A 17,406-nucleotide genomic window follows, 5' to 3' on the forward strand; every position below is an offset into this window, starting at 1 on the left:
TGCTGCAGCAGAATGCGGCCGTGCTGGCCCGCGGCACGCTCGACGGCCTCCGGGTGCAGGCAACCCCCGTGCGCATCGAGGGCCTGACCCTCACGCAGAAAAGCAGCCTGGCCATGGCCGCCCAGCGCGGCGCCCTGGTGGTCTTCGAACCACTGGGACTGCAGCAGGGACGGCTGCGCTACTACGACCCCGAAGGCCGGCTGCGCTGGGAGCAGACGCTGCCAATGATGTTTCGGGAGGACGAGGCCTGGGGCACGTGGCTGGCGATCTCGGAGGATGGGCGGCGCGTGGTGTTGTACGAGTGGCGCGGGGAGAGCTGGTCGGCGCGGGCGGTGCTGGACGAGACGGGTCGGGTGCTGGGCGAGTGGATTGCAGAGCTGCACATGGCGCCCAGCGGACGGTATTTCTACGGGGCTTCTCGGTTCAGGTTTTTCGACGCAGAGTTGCGGCCGTTGGCTTTAGGGTTGGAGGAGGCGTTTGGGATCAAGGCGGGGGAGGGGCGTGTGGCGCAGTATCGGGTCTTTCGTGGGGATCGGCTGGTGGCGCTGGTCAAGCCGTCGCGTTCGGAGCCGCTGACGTTGTTCGTGTACGACTTGACGCAGCGCAGGGTGCTGTTCCGCCGGGCGTTGAGCTCGAATTTCCATCTCAAACTTCGAGAAGAAAGAGCCGATTTGCGGGGTTCGACGTTTGTGGTGAGCATTGTTCGCTGGATGCAGCGGGGCGTGTTGCTCTGGATCGTGGATCTGGAGACGGGGCAGGTGCGGGAGCAGGTGATCCGCAGGTTCCATCATCTGCTGTTGTCGGAGGACGGGCGGTTTGTGGTAGTGGGAGATCTGGTGCGAGAGGGCGGAAAAAGTGTGAACTACGTGCGGCTCATTGAGGTGCGGACGGGTCAGGAGCAGGGGCCTTATCGGATTGAGGGAGGGATGAAATATCCGCGGTGGTGTTGGGTGGAAGGCGGGGAGGTTCGGCTGTACGGGTGGCTTCCGGAGCGGGTGCCGGATCGGGAGCTGGTGGTGCTTCGGGGCGGGAAGGTGGTCGGGCACATGTACGGATGGTTTGGGCGGGGGTTGTCGTTCGGATATGTGCCGGTGGGGGTCGCCTCGAAGGCGGTTGTTTTGCAGCAGGTGACGCTTACACGTTGAGCCAGTCTGCTACAACCTCAAGCAAGCGTTTCCGTCATGAAGCGTTTCTGGCTATCCATAGGGGGCCTGCACGTGGCGGTGGTGGTTCTGGGTCAGGTACCAGGTCCCTGGCCGATCAGCAACAGTTATGAGGAGCATGCCGACGTGATCACGAGTGCCTTTGGGCCGCGGAATAATGGGGGGCGCTAGCAGATCCACTATGGCATCGACCTGAACCGACCCGGTGGCGGCGAAGGTGATCCAATCTATGCGTCTTTTCTTTCTGTGATCCTAGACTGTGGGACAAGAGAATCAGGGATCGGCCACTACATCGAATTATCTTTTGCCGACAGTTTTGATCCGCCCAATGATCCGGACGATGGAGAACAGCCCGGCGTGCTCAAATACTGGCACCTTCAGGGAAATCCCTGCGACGGTCTGGGCTTGCACCCTGGCGATGAGGTAAATATAGGCGCTGTGATTGGTTATGTAGGTGGGTCTGGTGCTGCTACCAGTGCCCCCCATCTTCATCTGGGATATTATCCCAATTGGAATTATGCAGGGATAGAACACGAACGAGAATATTCATACAATCCTGTTGCTTTATTCAATTATGACATCAATTCTTCCTGGGATGATTTTGAGGTAAGTAACGTACGGGTAGAGCAGCAGGACGAGGTTTACTGGTTTACCTTCGATGTGCTGGTCAATCCCCGACGTCTCGATCTGAACCGAATCGAGGTCAGGTTTCAAGCAGTCGATGTGGAAGGATTCTTTCGGTCTCATGACAGAGACCTGATTGATAGCCAGACAGGATTTCCCCGTCGCCCTGAGGAAGACGATCCGTATTATGATCCCAATAATGGTTATTATCGGCCTCCGGTGTATCAGGAAATTGACATTATAGACTTTGAAGGACGTATCGGATATGACTCCGGCCCGCGTGTTACCAATGCCTGGCTGGGGATGCAGCATGAGAATTTCAGCACATACAACGGCGTTCGAATCGAGCCGGCTGCGCTGAACAACAGCAGATGGTCTGGCTACCAGACCAATCGTCATCGGTATACAATCAGATTTAGATTACGAAACGAAATATTACGCAATTTATTAGGCGGAATACAGTATATTTATATTGATATTTATAGTATTTTTAGACCACAAATTCCTATTGATGTAAATATCCAATGGTTTGATTTTGATTTGCCGGTTACCTGGGTGGAAGAATGGCCGTACAACCTTGATTCGCTTTCTACTACAGCGCGATTCATTACCGTAGAAAATGGCGGTGTAATTTTGATCAAGAATGCCGGAAGCACCGAGCAGGATCATGTGAAATTCAGGGGGACGCTGACGCTTCGCAATGGTGGCACGCTCTGGTTGGAGAATGGTCCAGACTTTAACCACCGAACCTTCTTCACCAATCAGGGACATATCATCTTTGAAAACGGAAGCCGACTCCACTTTGGAGACTACGCCTGGTACATCAATGAGGGCACCACAGAATTTCAACCCGGGAGTGAAGTAACGTATACAGACGCGCGGGGAGAATACATTGAAAGAGGAATAACGATCGGCAATACAGATCTCAACATTGTCAACTTTGCGTCCTGTCTGCTATTGCAAGGAGGAACATTTCGGTTGGGCGCGGGCAGAACGCTCAGTTTCAGTGACGGAGCTTTTTTCGCCTCGCAACAGGGCACACTGGTGCTGGAAGACAATGCCCGGCTGGTTTATCGCGCCTCAGCGCGGCCCCTTGTTATTCAGGCAGACCAGGGCCCCACGATCTTCAAGCTGGGAAAAAATGCCCAGATCATATTTGAGCGGCCGGTTGAGGTGGTGGGCACCGCGACGCATCCGGTACGGTTCGAACGGCTCGAGCCCTCGCAGCCCTGGAAAGAGCTGACGCTGCGGGCCGACAGCAATCGCTTCGAATACGTGGTCTTCGACGGCGGCACCAAGACGGTCGAGATCTTCAGCCGGGGCAACGTGTTTCGCTTCTGTCGCTTTCGCAACGGCTGGCGGGGACTTAGCTCGCATTTCTATCAGTATCCCGCCAACCAGGGGCGGAGCAGTTTTCGACTGGAGCAGAGCATCATAGAGAACAATCAGACGATAGGCGTGGTGGCCTATCATGCCGACGTGACGCTGCAACAGGTGACGGTGCGCGGTAACGGCCAGGCCGGCCTCTGGCTCTACGACGGCTACGGGACCATAAGCCGTAGTGTGATCGAAAACAATGGGGTAACTGCCAGCAGCCGGAGTGGCATTGAGGTGCATTACAATGCGTATCTGCTGTTTCCGGGTTATGAGGCAGGGGGGCCTCAGAGCTACAACCGGATCGCACGCAATGCCCACCACGAGGTGTACCTGGCTGCAGGGGCCGACGGGGCCTGGCTGGGCTATTGTACGCTTTTCGGACACCCGCCCTTCTATGAGGAATTCCACGACGGAGATTACAATGCGATTTTCGATGATGGGCCCCAGGCCAGTGGAGAGAAACTGGTCTACAATGCGTCGGGAACCAACGTGCTGGCGCGTTGCAACTACTGGGCGGGTGCTGGCGCGAGTAAGTTCTACGGACCGATTGACCGTGCCTATGCGCTGGGTTACGATCCGACGGGAAGTTCGGGTGCCAATGAAGGGGGCGTACCGGCACGGGTGGCTTCGAACGCGCCGCCGGTGGTGCCAACAAATGGGTTGGGCGCCTCGGTAGCGGCTGCGCCGGGCGTGAGCGTGTCGGTGGCAATAGCCGAAGAGGACGAGGCGTTGCGGGCGCAAATGCGGACGCTGCGCGCGCGGCTTCTGTCGGCCCCGGAGGCGCCGGAGGCAGCCCGGTGGTTGCGGGAACTGTACGCGTTGGAACAGGCGGATCGGTGGGATCGGCTGGGGGAGCGAACGGCCAATCGTCAGGTGCGGGCGCTGCTGGCCAAGCGGTTGCTGGCAGGCGCACATCTGTCGGCTGCAGGGCGACGGGCTGGCGAGGTAGCCCTGCTGCTGGAGCTACGAGCGCTGCTGGCGGCCGGGCGTTATGCGGAGGCAGCGGCGCGACTGAAGTTTTACGATCGGTGGATTCGCGAGGCGGCGCATCGGCGAGAGCTTCGGTGGGCGCGACTGGTATTGCTGGAGCAGGCGGGCCGGTTGGCAGAGGCGCGGGCAGCGCTGACGGCTCTGGAGGCAGCAGCTTCAGGAACGGAACGGGCGACGTGGTCGGTGCTGACCGAGGCGCTTGGCACGCAGGCGGCCGCGGAGGTAGCGGCCGCAAAGCGACCAGAAGAAGCGCCGCAAGGGATGGCAGCGGCTAAGGAAGCAGAGACGAAGCCGGAGGCGCTGGCGCTTGCGGTGTATCCGCACCCGCTAAGAAATCGAGGAATGTTGATGCTGGGATTGCCAGAGGCAGCAAAAGTGCGGGTGGTGGTGTACGACGTGCTGGGTCGGGAAGTTGGCGTATTGCTGTCGGGGTTGCAGTCGGCGGGATGGCATCGGGTGGTGCTGGACGGCCGACGCTGGCGGAGCGGGTGGTACGTGGTACGGGCGGAGATAGTGTGGATGGACGGTCGAGTGGAAGTGCGCACGCAGCCCCTGCTGCGGATGCCATAAGGTAGGGGCCAGACCGCACTGCAACCGACATGGTCAAGGCATAGCGCTGTTTTGGAGGACGCACCCGCCCGAAGCGATCAGTTTTCTTCTGCCGATCATTCCTGAAGCCCCGAGCCTCTGGCAGCATTCCGGATCCTGCGACGCGTTCGTAGTCTTTTCTGTGGGCGCAGGACGTTTTATCGACCGCTTATTTTTCGCCACGGTCTGGTCCAGTCCCTCCTCCCCTTCTTTCTGCCGATCGCTGTATATTGTGCCGTTCGCATGACCAGACCGCAGGGTTGTTGCCATGAAGAAGCGTTTGTGCCTGTTGCTGCTGGGATTGCTGCTCGGGGAAGGGCTGCCGGCGCAGCCCACCGCCTTTGCCCCACTGGACCTGCCGGCTCCTAACGCCTATCGCACGGCTTCGGGGGAGCCCGGCCCGGCTTACTGGCAGCAGCGCGTCGATTACCACATTCGCGTCACGCTCGACACCACCACGCACCGGATCACAGGCACCGAGACGATCACCTACACGAACAACGCCCCGGTGGCCCTGCAGGAACTCTGGCTGCAGCTCGACCAGAACCTGTTTGCCGCCGGAAGCCTGGGCGATGCCCTGATCGAGCCTGGCTCGCGCTGGCGGGGCGCTTTCAAGGGCGGCGGCTTTCAGATCACGCGCGTTGAGGTGGTGCAGAACGGCCGCCGGTACGCGCCGCACTACCTGATCGACGACACGCGCATGCGGGTCGACCTGGACGAGCCGTTGCCTGCTCGAGGCGGCCAATTGCAATTGGAGATCGACTTCAGCTTCATTGTACCGGCGTACGGCGCCGACCGCATGGGCCGTCTTAACGTGAAGCAGGGCACGGTTTACGAAATTGCCCAGTGGTATCCGCGGCTGTACGTTTTTGACGACGTGAACGGATGGAATGTCGCCCCCTATCTGGGACAGGGCGAGTTTTACCTGGAGTACGGCAATTTCGAGGTCGAAATCACGGTTCCGCGTAATTTCATCGTGGTGGCCACCGGCGAGCTGCGCAATCCTGAGGAGGTGCTGACGGCCACGCAGCGGGAACGACTGGCCCAGGCTCGACGGAGCGACGAGCCTGTACACATTATTCGTCCCGAAGAAGTGGGCCGCCCCGAGATGCGTCCGGCCGGTGAAGGACCGCTGACCTGGCGCTTCCATGCCGAAAACGTGCGCGATTTCGCCTGGGCGGCCTCACAGGCGTTCATCTGGGATGCCGCTTCCTGGCAGAATGTCCTGGTAATGTCAGTCTATCCGCAGGAAGGGCTGGGCACGCCCGAACAGCCCGGATGGGAACAATCGACTCGTTACGTACGCCACAGCATCGCGTATTACTCGCAGCAATGGTACCCCTACCCGTATCCAGTTGCCATCAATGTGGCGGGCATTGTGGGGGGCATGGAATATCCCATGATCGTGTTTTGCTCGGTGCGGGCGCGCGGCCAGGCCCTCTTCGGCGTAACTGACCATGAGTTCGGCCACATCTGGTTTCCTATGATGGTGGGCAACGACGAACGCCGCTATGCCTGGATGGATGAGGGGTTCAACACGTTTATCAATTACTATTCAAATCAAGCTTTCTACGGCCAGGAGGCGCGACGCCTGGAGCGCCTGCAGCCCGACTACATTGCCCGTCGCATGCAGGACTCGCTCGTGCACCAGCCCATCATGACCTATCCAGACCAGATCCGGCCGCAGGCCCTGGGCTTTGTAGCCTATCGCAAGCCCGGCTTTGGGCTCCGGTTGCTCCGCGAGTACGTGCTGGGACCGGAGCGTTTCGATCGCGCCTTCCGCGCCTACATTCGCCGCTGGGCGTTCAAGCACCCGCAGCCGGCCGACTTCTTCCGCACGATCGAAAACGTCGCCGGGGAGGACCTTGACTGGTTCTGGCGCGGCTGGTTCTACTCGACCGATCTGCTGGACCAGGCGATCGACAGCGTGCAGGTAGCTAGCGGACAGACACGCCTGTACCTGCACAATCGGCAGGGCCTGGTCTTTCCCGTTGTCGTTGAGGCCACCTACCCGGATGGCCGGAAAGCCCGCTACCGGTTTCCCGTCGAACTCTGGGCAACCGGGGCTCGCCAGGCCATCGAGATTCCCGGCGAAGCCGTGCAGGTCGTGCTGGATCCGGACTCCCTGCTTCCTGACATAGATCGGGCCAATAATATCTGGCCGGTCCATACCTCTACCGAATAGCGACTACCGGGCGGCTCCCTCCGCGGAGGGAGCCGCCTTTCTGGTATAGATGGCACCCATGCGGTAACTCAGCCTGACGCCGAACCATGAGCTTGATTGCGTTGTTGCGGGGCATTCTTGGACTGACGGTCATCCTGGGACTGGCCTATTTGCTCTCCAGCGATCGCCGCCATATCAACTGGCGCACGGTGGCCGGCGGTCTGCTACTTCAGATCGTGCTGGCCATCTTCATCCTGAAAGGTCGTGAGCTGGGCGCCTGGTTTGCGCCTCTGGGCTGGCCCAAGGAGTTTTTTGCCTGGGTCAGCTCGTTCTTTGTCCTCGTGCTCAACTTTACGACCGAAGGGGCGCGTTTCGTATTTGGCAACCTGGCCCTCAGCCCCGGTCTGGACGACAGCCTGGGCTTTTTCTTTGCGTTTCAGGTGCTGCCTACCATCATTTTCTTCAGCTCGCTCATGGCGGTGCTCTACCACCTGGGCATCATGCAACGCATTGTACAGGCTGTAGCCTGGGTGGTCAGCCGCACGCTGGGCACCAGTGGCGCCGAGTCGCTGTCGGTTTCGGCCAATATTTTCGTCGGACAGACCGAAGCACCGCTGGTGGTCCGGCCCTACCTGGAGAAAATGACGCGCTCGGAGCTGATGGCCGTGATGACCGGAGGAATGGCGACGATTGCGGGGGGCGTCATGGCCGCCTACATCCAGTTGCTGGGCGACCCTTACGCGCAGGCGCGCGGACTAACGCTGGAAGCCGCCCGACTGCAGTTTGCCGAGCACCTGCTGGGAGCCAGCGTGATGGCTGCCCCGGCTGCGCTGCTACTGGCCAAGATTTTGATTCCCGAGACCGGACAGCCGCTTACGGCCCGTACGGTACGCGTATCCATTGAGCGCAGGACGCGCAACGTGATTGACGCCGCCGCGGCCGGCGCATCTGATGGCCTGAAACTGGCGCTGAACGTTGGGGCTATGCTGATTGCCTTCATTGCGCTCATTGCCATGCTCAACTACTTCCTGGGCTGGGCTGGCGGCCTGGTCGGCGTCGAACTCTCGCTGGAGCGTCTGTTTGGCTGGACGCTGGCGCCCGTGGCCTGGCTGATCGGCGTGCCCTGGAGCGATGCGGCTCAGTTTGGGGCTCTTGTGGGGACCAAGCTGGTGGTCAACGAATTTGTGGCCTACCTGAATCTTTCGACGCTGATCGGCCAGAACGTGCTTTCCCAGAAGGCCATTGTCATGGCCACCTTTGCGCTATGCGGCTTTGCGAATTTTTCCTCAATAGCTATCCAGATCGGCGGTATTGGTCCCCTGGCCCCCTCCCGCATCTCGGAACTGGCTGAGCTGGGGCTCCGCGCCGTGCTGGCCGGCACGCTGGCCAACATGATGACCGCCACAATTGCTGGCGTGCTGATCGGCTAGCGACTAGCGTTCTGGAATCTGATAGCGGATGTTAAAACGCACCCAGGAAGGAACGGCCTGCCACGTATTGCCCTGGCGGACGTAAGCCGGCTGCCAGCGCATCTGTGCTGTAGCGCGCATGGCCAGCCGGTCGAGCACCGGATGAACGCCTTCCAGCAACTTGATCGCCTGGGGCTGCCCCTCGGCGTCCAGGTATACCTGCATTTCGACCTTGCCGGCCACTCCACGTGCAATCAGGCTATCGGGGTAGACAATGGGCACATCTTCGCCCAGTCTTGTAACAGGACGCGGTTCCCGGAAGTATCGTTGGAGCTCCCGATAGCTTTCCTGTCGGAGCCGGTCTACTTCGGCCTCCAGATCGCCTGAAATAGAAGTCTGCTCCAGATCGGGTGTAATATGGCGGTTGAACAGCGAGTCGATGATCTCCGGATGCACGCGAAACAGGGGCGTCAGGCTACGCCGAACCGCCTGCACCAGCACTTCGCCGGCCGCATAGGTCCGCGAAACGGATGCCATCGGAGTTCCTTCCAGTCCCATGGCAGCCAGCGACGTCAAATCGCGAAAGGCAAGCGTAGTATCTACGCCATCGCGCCACCAGCGACCGTCGGCAGCCTGCCACCCTGCAGGGGGTTCCAGAGACGTGGACGGCTGGCATCCTAGCAGACCCAGCAGGAGCGTAAGTAGCAACAGACGAAAACGGATCACCATTGGGAGCAACAGGATTGCATGCGAAGGAATCACACCGGGCCAGCAAAGATACGGGTAGCGTACCAGAAGCACAAATGTGCGGCCGGTCAAGACGCAGGCGTATCGGCTGATGGAGACGTTTCTGAACGCGTGGCCAGGCGTACAAAGTAGCGACGACGGTCCATAGCCACCACCCGCACCCGACTACCGGCCGCAATGTACTGCCCTTCCGTAGCGGCTTCAATACGTTCACCTTCAATCTCCACAATCCCAACGGGACGCAGCGGAGTGACCGCAATGCCTTCTTTGCCCAGATAGCGGGCGCGGTGTTCCCCGGACCGTTCGGTCGCTTCGCGCTTCAGGGAAGTGGCCAGCACAAACTGACGCCAGGCCCCGCTACGCCAGAGCACCAGAAACAGCACGCCACCAGCCACGAGCGTACTGACCAGTACGGCCAGGCCGGCCAGCAGTCCGGATGCCGTAAATGCATAGCCCAGGCCAAACAACACGAGAACCACCCCTATGATTCCCGCGATGTTCATCCCGGGAATCAGGTATACCTCGGCCACAATCAGTGCAAGGCCGATCAGGATCAGTGTTATGGCAAACAGTAGTTCCAAGGCTCGTCAGGCATAGGTATCAGGATGCCTCGCCTTCCAGGTCGCGAAGCGGGCGAACTTCTATGCGGTTGCCCTGCACGCGCACCACTTCAACCGGCATGCCAGCCGGCACAAACTGGCCAGACGCCACCACATCGTAGCGTTTTCCTTCGATTTCAACCATACCGGCCGGTCGCAGCGGGGTTACCGTTCGCCCCTGCTTTCCGGTAAGCTGCACCGCCGCATCTGAAGCCGTGTAGCCCTGCGCCCGCGACAGTCCTGTCCCCAGCACAAGCTCCTGGAAACGCCGCGTGCGTGGAACATACCGCCCCAGCACGGCGATGCTCACACCTGACAAAGCAAGTGCGCTCAGGAGCGTAAAAATAGCCTGACCGACTTCGCGCATCGACGGAAAGGACAGGCCTACATTGCCAATCAGCGCCGCCAGCAGACCGGCCAGCATCAACAGAATCCCTGCAATACCGGCCACCCCAAATCCCGGAATGACCAGCAACTCCACCAGAAGTAACCCGACCCCTGCCAGGAAAAGCAGAATTTCCCAGAATTCAACCAGGCCGCTCAGATAATTGGGCGCAAAAAACAGCAAGGCACCGGCCAGCGCAATGAGCCCCGGAAGCCCCACACCCGGCGTCTGCAACTCAAAGTAGAGCCCCCCCAGCATCATCAACAGAAACAGCGTCTGCAGCACCGGCAATGCCAGCACGCGCAGCACCCGCTCGGTACCTGTCTGCGCAAAGGCCACCATCGGATGCGGGCCGTATCCCAGCACCTGCAACGCTTCTTCTACCGAAGCGGCCATGGCATCCGCCACGCCCAACTGCAACGCCTCCTGCGCTGAAAGCGTCAGTACCTTACCGGCTGGCACCACGCCTTCGATGGCCACATCTGGATCCACCATAGCCTCCGCAATGCGCGGATCGCGCCCGTTGGCTTCGGCCGTGGCGCGCATCAGCCCGCGCATATAGCTCTGGTATTTATCTGGAGCCGCTTCACCGGTAGTGCCTTCCACTACGGTAGCTGCCCCGATAGAAGCCCCGGGCGCCATTACGATCCGATCGCAGGCATAGGCAATCAGCGCGCCGGCCGAGGCTGCATTCCGATTAATAAAGGCAATGGTGGGGATAGGCGTGTCCAGAATACGCTGGCGGATCTGGTCTGCGGCAACCACCAGCCCCCCAAAGGTATCCATGCGAAATACAATAGCCGCGGCATCGTTGGCTTCAGCCTCCCGAATAGCACGTTCAATGTACTGCACCAGCACCTTGTCCACCATGCCCTCTACCGCCACCACGTAGACCGGTCCCTCTGAAGCACGGCCGGCCATAATGCCGGATAGCAGGCCAGGTATCAGGATAGCAATTCGATATATGCGCCACATAGCGGGTAGGCACCTGACTCACTTTTTCTCCACCTACGCAAAATTTTTTCGGAAGGTTCAGTAAGACGCGGCAAATGCGACCGGCCCCTGCGCCAATTGATAGATATGCTTGCGCGTGATTTTCGCTTTCGGAAGATGGCGCCGCACGAATTGTTCAAAACCGCTACGCGTCCAGAATTGCACGTGTCCCGGATCTTCACTGACGCCCAACCATTGCCCTAGCCTGTTCAGCCACTGGAAATAGGGCTCCAGCGGCACCGTGATGACGACGTACCGTCGGGCTACGCGTTTCAGCTCGCGCATAGCCCGGTCCGGATCATCCAGATGCTCCAGCACCTCACTGCATACGACAGTATCAAACGCCTGATCTGGAAACGGAAGCTGGTAAATATCAGCCTGTTGGAAGGTGGCACACTGGCCAAAATGCTGGCGAGCATATGCCAGGGCCGTTTCCGATAGATCGACGCCGGTAATATGAGTCTCTGGCATGCGTTTTTTGAGAAAAGCAGCCACAAAGCCCTCTCCACACCCGACGTCAAGCACCGTTTGCGGTTGTGTGGCCTCCACAAGCTGCCCCAGGGCGTTCAAGAATTGCTGGATATGCCAGCGGTAGAGCCGGTTATTGACGGTGTAGCGTCGGGCATTGCTGGATCCTGCCATATCCCGTCTTTTATGGTTCAATCAAAACAGGCGTACCGACCACAACAAGCGGCCAGATCGCATCCAGATCCTCATTGCGGAGCGCCACACATCCCTGCGTCCAGGTAACCTGCTGACCGGTGCCATCGCCGTGGATTTCAATCCAGCCTCCCAGGGCTGTATGCATGGGCGGCATACGAAAATGCGCTTCCGCTTCGACGATAGCGCGGTATTCGGCTTCGCTGATCAGCCCTTCCCGCAATCCACGCAGCGCGTCATCCGCCGTCGGGTAGTTCAGCACAAGGGCTTTGTAGTACTGGCTTCGGGCATTTTTGGCAGCCACATAGAAGACCCCTTCGGGCGTGCGCCAGTCGTCTGGATTAGCGATGCTGCCGCGCCGCCTTTTGTCCGAAAACGGATTCGTGCCCAGATCTACCGGAAAGCTACGCACCAGACGCGTGCCCCGGTATACAAAAAGCCGCCGCAGACGCTTGGAAACCCGAAGCCACACGTTGGAAAGGTCGCGCGCCACCACGTACCCTTCGGCCCCGTCCTGCGTGCGCACGCGCCACCAGGTCCCCACCCGTTCCAGCAGGCGTACCGGTTCGCGCCGACGCAGCAGGAGATAGGCTCCTTCCCCGGGCCGCGCATGCAACAGCGTCTGTTCAACCGCTACGTAATAAAGCGCCTGCCCGGAGTCCGGCGTGGTTGCCTGCAGCCCACTCCACACCAACAGGAAACCCATCCAGATTGCTATCATGACGGTACCGCATGCCTGTGGGGCTGTGAAGATAACGCAAACCGAGCGCTTATGCTACGAAGCAACCGCTTTTTGCCATCGTTTGTTGCGGGCAACGCACCATTGATAGGCGGCCAATACCCCGTCAATACCCGATGCCTCCATGACGTGGGCAACCTGCTGACGCACGGATTCGGTAGCATTGGCCGGAGCAAACGCATACCCTACCAGTGCTAATGCGCCCAGATCGCCGTTTGAATCGCCAATATAGGCCACTTCGCCCGTCTCCAGCGCTAGCGTTTCCAGGAGCCATTGCAGCCCTTCCCGCTTCGTGAATCCCCGGGGGACCACGTCAATGGAAATGTGCGTGTGAAACACCTGAAAAGCCGGAAAATGCGTGGCCACATATTCCTCGACAACCGGTACCCAGCGCAAGATCTCTTCCGGGTAGGGGCTCACCATACCCGCCTGGGAACGCTTGCCAATGTCCAGCATCAATGACGTGCCCGGAATGCAGTGCGCGACCATCCATCGGCGCAACGCCTCAACCTGCTCGGCCAGTTCTTCTGTAAAGGCCGGGTGCCAGCGCACGCTAGCTGCCCGGGGGTCGAACATGCCGGCCCCTGCTTCGAAAAGAACAGGCACCTGCACGCCCAGCGCCTGGGTTACCGCCTCTACATAGGGATATGGTCGGCCCGAGCAGATCGAAAAGGCCGGCAGGAAAGGATGATCGCCCGGTTGCCCAGCCCGACGGGCCAGTTGCGCCAGCTCCTGAAAACGATCCAGCGCAAATGGCTGATACGGCTCTGCCAGACAGCCATCAATATCAGAAATGAACAGGCGAATCATTAGGTCGCTCAGCTTATGGATAGACAACGCGCATTAGAATGCCGACAGGCGCCACCTCGGGTTGCTCCGTAGCTTCTGGCAGGTGCAAGGCGGCGGCGCGGGCATCTACGTACCGAACCTGCGTCCCCTGCCGGATAGCCAACTGAAACGGCACGCCCTGCAGCGTACCTGCGTCGCCTACCACCTTCCAGGTAAGCCGGCGCTGCTTGGCGTGCCACCACACGCGGAGTTCCGGAAGCCGATCTCCATAAATCCAATAGTCAAACAACGGGCCCAGCTCCTGCCCGCTGATCTCTTCGAGTACCGCTCGAAAGCCTTCGGTTGAGAGAGGTTTGCCGGCAAAGCGATAATAAATGGTCTGAAGTGCTCGTCGGAACGTCGCATCCCCCAGCTTCAGCCGGAGCAGATGCAGCACACAGGCACCTTTACGGTACGGCACCCAGGTCAGGTGCGTTTCTGGATCCACGTAGCGGCCAGGCACCAGCGCTCCGTGCAGGCGCAGCGCATCGGGCGTCAGGCGCGCCATATCGACCCATTGTCGTCGGGCCACCTCAAGGCCATCGAAGTCTTCGTAGAACAGCGTGGTCAGGTATGTCGCCATTCCCTCGGCCAGCCAGAGATCCCGCCATCCGGCAATGGACACCCGATTACCAAACCACTGGTGCACCAGCTCGTGCACCTGCACTCCCTCCACATCCCCCAGCTCAAACAGATCGGCTCGCAAAAAAGACGCCGAAGCATTTTCCATGCCCGCATAGCCGATGGGAACCTGCACCACGGTATAGCTCCGATACGGGTACGCTCCCAGCCAGCGGCTCAGCCAGCGCAGCGCTTCGGGCGTCCGGCGCAGCCGGTAAGCGCGATCGCGATCAGAAGGAAGCAGGTAGTAATGGATGGGGATGGAATGATCTGCAATGGTATCCACGCGCACAAAGTTGGCCACCGCAAACGCAAAGCTATAGGTAGGGGCGGTCGCATCAAGCTGCCAGTGGAAGCGTACGTGCTCGGTAAGCGTGTCGATCTGCACCAGGCGGCCGGTCCCTGCTGCCTGGTAGCCACGTGGAATAAGAAGCCTCAATGTCAGGGTGGCAGGATCCGATGGATGATGCACCGCAGGCAACCAGGCACACCCCCGATAAGGCCAGGAGTCGGTAAACACCACCCGTTGTCCCAGATACGTTGCTTCGTAAAGCCCTTCAGGAGGAATGCCGTGGTAGGCAAGCGTAATCCGATTGCGCAGCGTTCCGTTTAGCGGGATAATCAGACGTCCTTCGCGTCGCACGGGAGCCACCGCCTGTCCATCGACCCATGCTGAATCGACCGTCAGCATGTCAAAGCATAAAGGCAGCTCGGTAGCCGACGGTGTGCGGCGCACTTCCAGCGTTACGCGTCCTTCTAACCGACGCGTTTCCGGATCAAGCCGCAGCGTTACCTCATAGTGCCATACATCAATGCCCACGGGTGGCAGGTAGGCTGGCCGCGGAGGCACCCCACAGCCAACCCACAACAGCAGGGCCAGCCAGGTCCCCCAACCCGTGAGGCCGGTTATTCCCTTATCTGAAGGCATTCCCTTCACGTCTACCCTGCGTTCGACTTCTCTACCCCCATTGCTTGCGCCAGCGTCTCAATCAACTCGTCTGAGATTCCCATGCTACTAAAGCCACCGTCATGGTACAGCGTCTGCATCGTTACCATGCGCGTCAGATCACTCAGCAGCGTGACGGTGTAGTCGGCGCAGCTTTTCGCGTCCGCATTCCCCAGCGGCGCAACGTGCTGCGCAAACTCGTACATCGCATCAAAGCCTTCAATCCCCGAACCGGCCGTGGTCGGGGTAGGGCTCTGCGAAATCGCATTGATCCGAATGCGTCGCTTACCTAAGCGATACCCCCAGGAACGCACGATGCTCTCAAGGAGCGCCTTGGCATCCCCCATCTCCGAATACTTTGAAAAAGTGCGCTGCGCCCCGATATAGCTCAGCGTTACGATGGATGCCCCATCGGCCAGCGCTTCCTGCCGGAGCGCGCAGTGAATGATGCGATGCAAGCTGATGGCCGAGATGTCCAGTGTTTTGATGTACCAGTCGTAGTTGAGCGCTTCGTAGGGGCGATGCTTCCGAATATTTAGCCCCATGCCAATGGAGTGCACGATAAAGTCCAGCGGTCCGAAGGTCTCTCGAGCCTGCTGGAAGAGCGCCATCAGGTCCTCGTTGTTCGTCGCATCGGCCCAGATAATCGGACTTCCTGTTTTTTCGGCCAGTTTTTCCAACGTGCCCAGCCGTCTGGCTACCGGTGCATTCGACAGAATAAAGCGTCCGCCTTCGCGGTGCACCGCTTCAGCAATGGCCCAGGCAATGCTCTGCTCGTTAAGCGCGCCAAAGATTACGCCTTTTTTGCCTTCCAGCAAACCATAGCTCTTTTCTGCCATAGGACTCTTGTTCGTTTGGTGGACAGGAATGCTCGAAGATAAAAAGCCTGTGCCATTCACGTGTAAACGTGGTGCAGCGGCGCGACCAGTTCGCAGAGCGCCTCGTGCAGCCGTCCGTTCGTTGCCAGGATCTGGCGAGCAAAGAGGGGATCAGGTCGCTGGTGAAAGTCAGTCACCCGTCCTCCTCCTTCCTCGACCAGCAAGATGCCCGCCGCAACATCCCAGGGACTCAGGCCGGTTTCAAAAAAGCCGTCAAAGCGTCCGCAGGCCACCCAGGCCAGATCAACCGACGCCGCTCCGGGGCGGCGCACCCCGCGCGTTGCGCGAATGATGCGTCCCAGTGCTTCTAAATAGGCGTCCAGATGCGCCATTTCACGGTACGGGAAGCCGGTCGTGATCAAAGCTTCGCGAAGCGTGGCCGTCTGGCTGACGCGGGCCCGCACGCCATTGACATAGAGGCCACCTCCTCGAACGGCGGTGAACAGCTCGTCATGCGGCACGTCGTAAACGACCCCGACCACCGTGCGCCCCTCATGTTGCAAGGCCAGGCTGACCCCATAGGGCGGGACGCCATGCGTGAAGTTGGTGGTTCCGTCAATGGGATCAATAATCCAGTGGAACGAAGCGGTCGCCTTGCCATTTTGCTGATCAGGCAACACCTCTTCGGCCAGAATCGTGTGGTCAGGGAAATGCTGGCGAATCTGTTCGGTCAGAAAGCGCTGCACCTCTTCATCAGCCTGCGTGACCAGTTCGTTGTACCCTTTTTCTCGGACGGTCACCCGTCCTGCATAGTAGCGGACAATTTGCCCTGCCTCACGGGCCAGTTGGGCAGCCACTTCAAGTGCGGTTTCATAGGTCGGGTGCAGATCCATCGTCACCTGGAGCTAAGGGCCCGGTTGGATCGTTCTGTCAGCGTTTTGCCTTCTAAACGCCGAGCATCTATGCGTTCCCTGCTGTGGATGGGTTTCCTGTGCGTTTTGCTCGTGGCCTGCGAGCCCTCGACCTCTGGTCCTTCGGCGCCTGCGGCCGTCTCTGAATTAGCCCCTGAGGCTAGCCTGGTCCTGGAAGCTTTTAACCGGCTGGCCCGGGACACTTTCCAGCTAACGCGTACGCTGGTTGTGCTGGACGCAGAGGGCCGTCTGCTGGGCCAGGATCAGCGCGAAGGCAGCTACCGTCCCGATACCGGTCTGTACTGGGTACGGGTTAACCGAAAGGGCCAGTTTCCGGCCGGACCCTTCGGCCAGGCGGTAAGCGATGCGCCGCGCACGCCGCTAACTGTGGTGCAGTTGCTCTGGCCGCATCCCCTACCCTTTCTGCAACCACGCCAGCGCGATAGCTACCGTTTTCAACGGCTGCCCGACACCTTATTTCTGGGGCTACCCGTGACCCGCCTGCTCGTCCTGCCAGCCACCGTCAAACGCGCCGCATCCGCATCCCTGCAGGGCGTGCTGTATCTCAAGCAGCAGCACCTGGTCGGTGCCGAGCTAGAGGAAGCATGGACCACATTGTTTGGCACAGAGCGTCGCTACCTGAGCGTATGGCTGCATCCGGCCGACGGTCGGCTACTTCGAGAGCAGTTGCTGATAGAGGTTGATCCGCCGACTGCACCGCCTTACCGCTTCTGTCTGGAAACGCAGTATGTCTATCCGGACCGGGCACCTGTCGAGCGCTTTCCTCCGCCTTACCTTCGCGCCCACGATTGTTTATGGACAGAATGAGGTCTGCTTCCCAACC

Annotated in this window: 15 protein-coding genes; 6 read left to right on the plus strand and 9 right to left on the minus strand. The window is 59.8% G+C overall.

The window, feature by feature from the left end; genetic code table 11:
• The 5 genes from BUA15_RS13640 to BUA15_RS09240 form a co-directional block, all read left to right on the plus strand.
• Nucleotides 1-1,145, plus strand: a 1,145-nt coding sequence (locus BUA15_RS13640; RefSeq protein WP_178139410.1) for a hypothetical protein, incomplete at its 5' end; no start/stop codon positions are given.
• Nucleotides 1,146-1,181: 36 nt separating this feature from the next.
• Complete coding sequence (locus BUA15_RS13735) at nucleotides 1,182-1,334, plus strand: hypothetical protein (RefSeq protein WP_178139404.1); 153 nt, start codon at nucleotides 1,182-1,184, stop codon at nucleotides 1,332-1,334.
• Nucleotides 1,335-1,409: 75 nt separating this feature from the next.
• On the plus strand, nucleotides 1,410-4,724 hold the full coding sequence (locus tag BUA15_RS09225) for a right-handed parallel beta-helix repeat-containing protein (RefSeq protein WP_072715682.1): 3,315 nt from the start codon (nucleotides 1,410-1,412) through the stop codon (nucleotides 4,722-4,724).
• A 286-nt stretch (nucleotides 4,725-5,010) separates the two neighbouring features.
• Nucleotides 5,011-6,927 (plus strand): M1 family metallopeptidase, encoded by a 1,917-nt coding sequence (locus BUA15_RS09235; protein ID WP_072715684.1) that lies wholly within the window; start codon nucleotides 5,011-5,013, stop codon nucleotides 6,925-6,927.
• An 86-nt stretch (nucleotides 6,928-7,013) separates the two neighbouring features.
• Nucleotides 7,014-8,336: a NupC/NupG family nucleoside CNT transporter gene (locus BUA15_RS09240; RefSeq protein ID WP_072715685.1), complete on the plus strand. Its 1,323-nt coding sequence runs from the start codon at nucleotides 7,014-7,016 to the stop codon at nucleotides 8,334-8,336.
• A gap of 3 nt (nucleotides 8,337-8,339) precedes the next feature.
• Here the strand turns inward: BUA15_RS09240 and BUA15_RS09245 are convergent, their stop codons facing one another.
• The 9 genes from BUA15_RS09245 to BUA15_RS09285 all read right to left on the minus strand — a co-directional run bounded on the left by BUA15_RS09245 (nucleotide 8,340) and on the right by BUA15_RS09285 (nucleotide 16,544).
• Entirely contained in the window at nucleotides 8,340-9,044 is a 705-nt protein-coding gene (locus BUA15_RS09245; RefSeq protein ID WP_245771995.1) for a TonB family protein, read from the minus strand.
• A gap of 86 nt (nucleotides 9,045-9,130) precedes the next feature.
• Nucleotides 9,131-9,643: an NfeD family protein gene (locus BUA15_RS09250; protein ID WP_072715686.1), complete on the minus strand. Its 513-nt coding sequence runs from the start codon at nucleotides 9,641-9,643 to the stop codon at nucleotides 9,131-9,133.
• 19 nt (nucleotides 9,644-9,662) lie between these two features.
• The gene (locus tag BUA15_RS09255) at nucleotides 9,663-11,021 is read right to left on the minus strand and encodes an NfeD family protein (RefSeq protein ID WP_072715687.1); all 1,359 of its coding nucleotides are present in this window, start codon (nucleotides 11,019-11,021) and stop codon (nucleotides 9,663-9,665) included.
• 57 nt (nucleotides 11,022-11,078) lie between these two features.
• On the minus strand, nucleotides 11,079-11,681 hold the full coding sequence (locus tag BUA15_RS09260) for a class I SAM-dependent methyltransferase (protein WP_072715688.1): 603 nt from the start codon (nucleotides 11,679-11,681) through the stop codon (nucleotides 11,079-11,081).
• Between the two features lie 10 nt (nucleotides 11,682-11,691).
• On the minus strand, nucleotides 11,692-12,420 hold the full coding sequence (locus BUA15_RS09265) for a L,D-transpeptidase family protein (RefSeq protein WP_072715689.1): 729 nt from the start codon (nucleotides 12,418-12,420) through the stop codon (nucleotides 11,692-11,694).
• 54 nt (nucleotides 12,421-12,474) lie between these two features.
• On the minus strand, nucleotides 12,475-13,248 hold the full coding sequence (locus BUA15_RS09270; protein ID WP_072715690.1) for an HAD family hydrolase: 774 nt from the start codon (nucleotides 13,246-13,248) through the stop codon (nucleotides 12,475-12,477).
• A 13-nt stretch (nucleotides 13,249-13,261) separates the two neighbouring features.
• Nucleotides 13,262-14,815 (minus strand): M1 family metallopeptidase, encoded by a 1,554-nt coding sequence (locus BUA15_RS09275; RefSeq protein WP_072715691.1) that lies wholly within the window; start codon nucleotides 14,813-14,815, stop codon nucleotides 13,262-13,264.
• Between the two features lie 11 nt (nucleotides 14,816-14,826).
• Complete coding sequence (locus BUA15_RS09280; protein WP_072715692.1) at nucleotides 14,827-15,672, minus strand: enoyl-ACP reductase FabI; 846 nt, start codon at nucleotides 15,670-15,672, stop codon at nucleotides 14,827-14,829.
• Nucleotides 15,673-15,728: 56 nt separating this feature from the next.
• Nucleotides 15,729-16,544, minus strand: coding sequence for an inositol monophosphatase family protein (locus BUA15_RS09285; RefSeq protein ID WP_072715693.1), 816 nt, complete (start codon nucleotides 16,542-16,544; stop codon nucleotides 15,729-15,731).
• Nucleotides 16,545-16,613: 69 nt separating this feature from the next.
• Here BUA15_RS09285 and BUA15_RS09290 point away from each other — a divergent pair, with 69 nt between their 5' ends.
• Complete coding sequence (locus BUA15_RS09290; protein WP_072715694.1) at nucleotides 16,614-17,390, plus strand: hypothetical protein; 777 nt, start codon at nucleotides 16,614-16,616, stop codon at nucleotides 17,388-17,390.
• The last annotated feature ends 16 nt before the right edge of the window (nucleotides 17,391-17,406 follow it).

It is taken from the genome of Rhodothermus profundi, from assembly GCF_900142415.1.
Classification (GTDB): domain Bacteria; phylum Bacteroidota; class Rhodothermia; order Rhodothermales; family Rhodothermaceae; genus Rhodothermus; species Rhodothermus profundi.

Excerpts from the sequence above, each read along its gene's own strand:
- BUA15_RS13735 (WP_178139404.1), top strand. The coding sequence starts at position 1,182 with ATGAAGCGTTTCTGGCTATCCATAGGGGGCCTGCACGTGGCGGTGGTG.
- BUA15_RS09235 (WP_072715684.1), top strand. The coding sequence starts at position 5,011 with ATGAAGAAGCGTTTGTGCCTGTTGCTGCTGGGATTGCTGCTCGGGGAA.
- BUA15_RS09240 (WP_072715685.1), top strand. The coding sequence starts at position 7,014 with ATGAGCTTGATTGCGTTGTTGCGGGGCATTCTTGGACTGACGGTCATC.
- BUA15_RS09245 (WP_245771995.1), bottom strand. The coding sequence starts at position 9,044 with ATGGTGATCCGTTTTCGTCTGTTGCTACTTACGCTCCTGCTGGGTCTG.
- BUA15_RS09255 (WP_072715687.1), bottom strand. The coding sequence starts at position 11,021 with ATGTGGCGCATATATCGAATTGCTATCCTGATACCTGGCCTGCTATCC.
- BUA15_RS09260 (WP_072715688.1), bottom strand. The coding sequence starts at position 11,681 with ATGGCAGGATCCAGCAATGCCCGACGCTACACCGTCAATAACCGGCTC.
- BUA15_RS09265 (WP_072715689.1), bottom strand. The coding sequence starts at position 12,420 with ATGATAGCAATCTGGATGGGTTTCCTGTTGGTGTGGAGTGGGCTGCAG.
- BUA15_RS09270 (WP_072715690.1), bottom strand. The coding sequence starts at position 13,248 with ATGATTCGCCTGTTCATTTCTGATATTGATGGCTGTCTGGCAGAGCCG.
- BUA15_RS09275 (WP_072715691.1), bottom strand. The coding sequence starts at position 14,815 with ATGCCTTCAGATAAGGGAATAACCGGCCTCACGGGTTGGGGGACCTGG.
- BUA15_RS09280 (WP_072715692.1), bottom strand. The coding sequence starts at position 15,672 with ATGGCAGAAAAGAGCTATGGTTTGCTGGAAGGCAAAAAAGGCGTAATC.
- BUA15_RS09285 (WP_072715693.1), bottom strand. The coding sequence starts at position 16,544 with ATGGATCTGCACCCGACCTATGAAACCGCACTTGAAGTGGCTGCCCAA.
- BUA15_RS09290 (WP_072715694.1), top strand. The coding sequence starts at position 16,614 with ATGCGTTCCCTGCTGTGGATGGGTTTCCTGTGCGTTTTGCTCGTGGCC.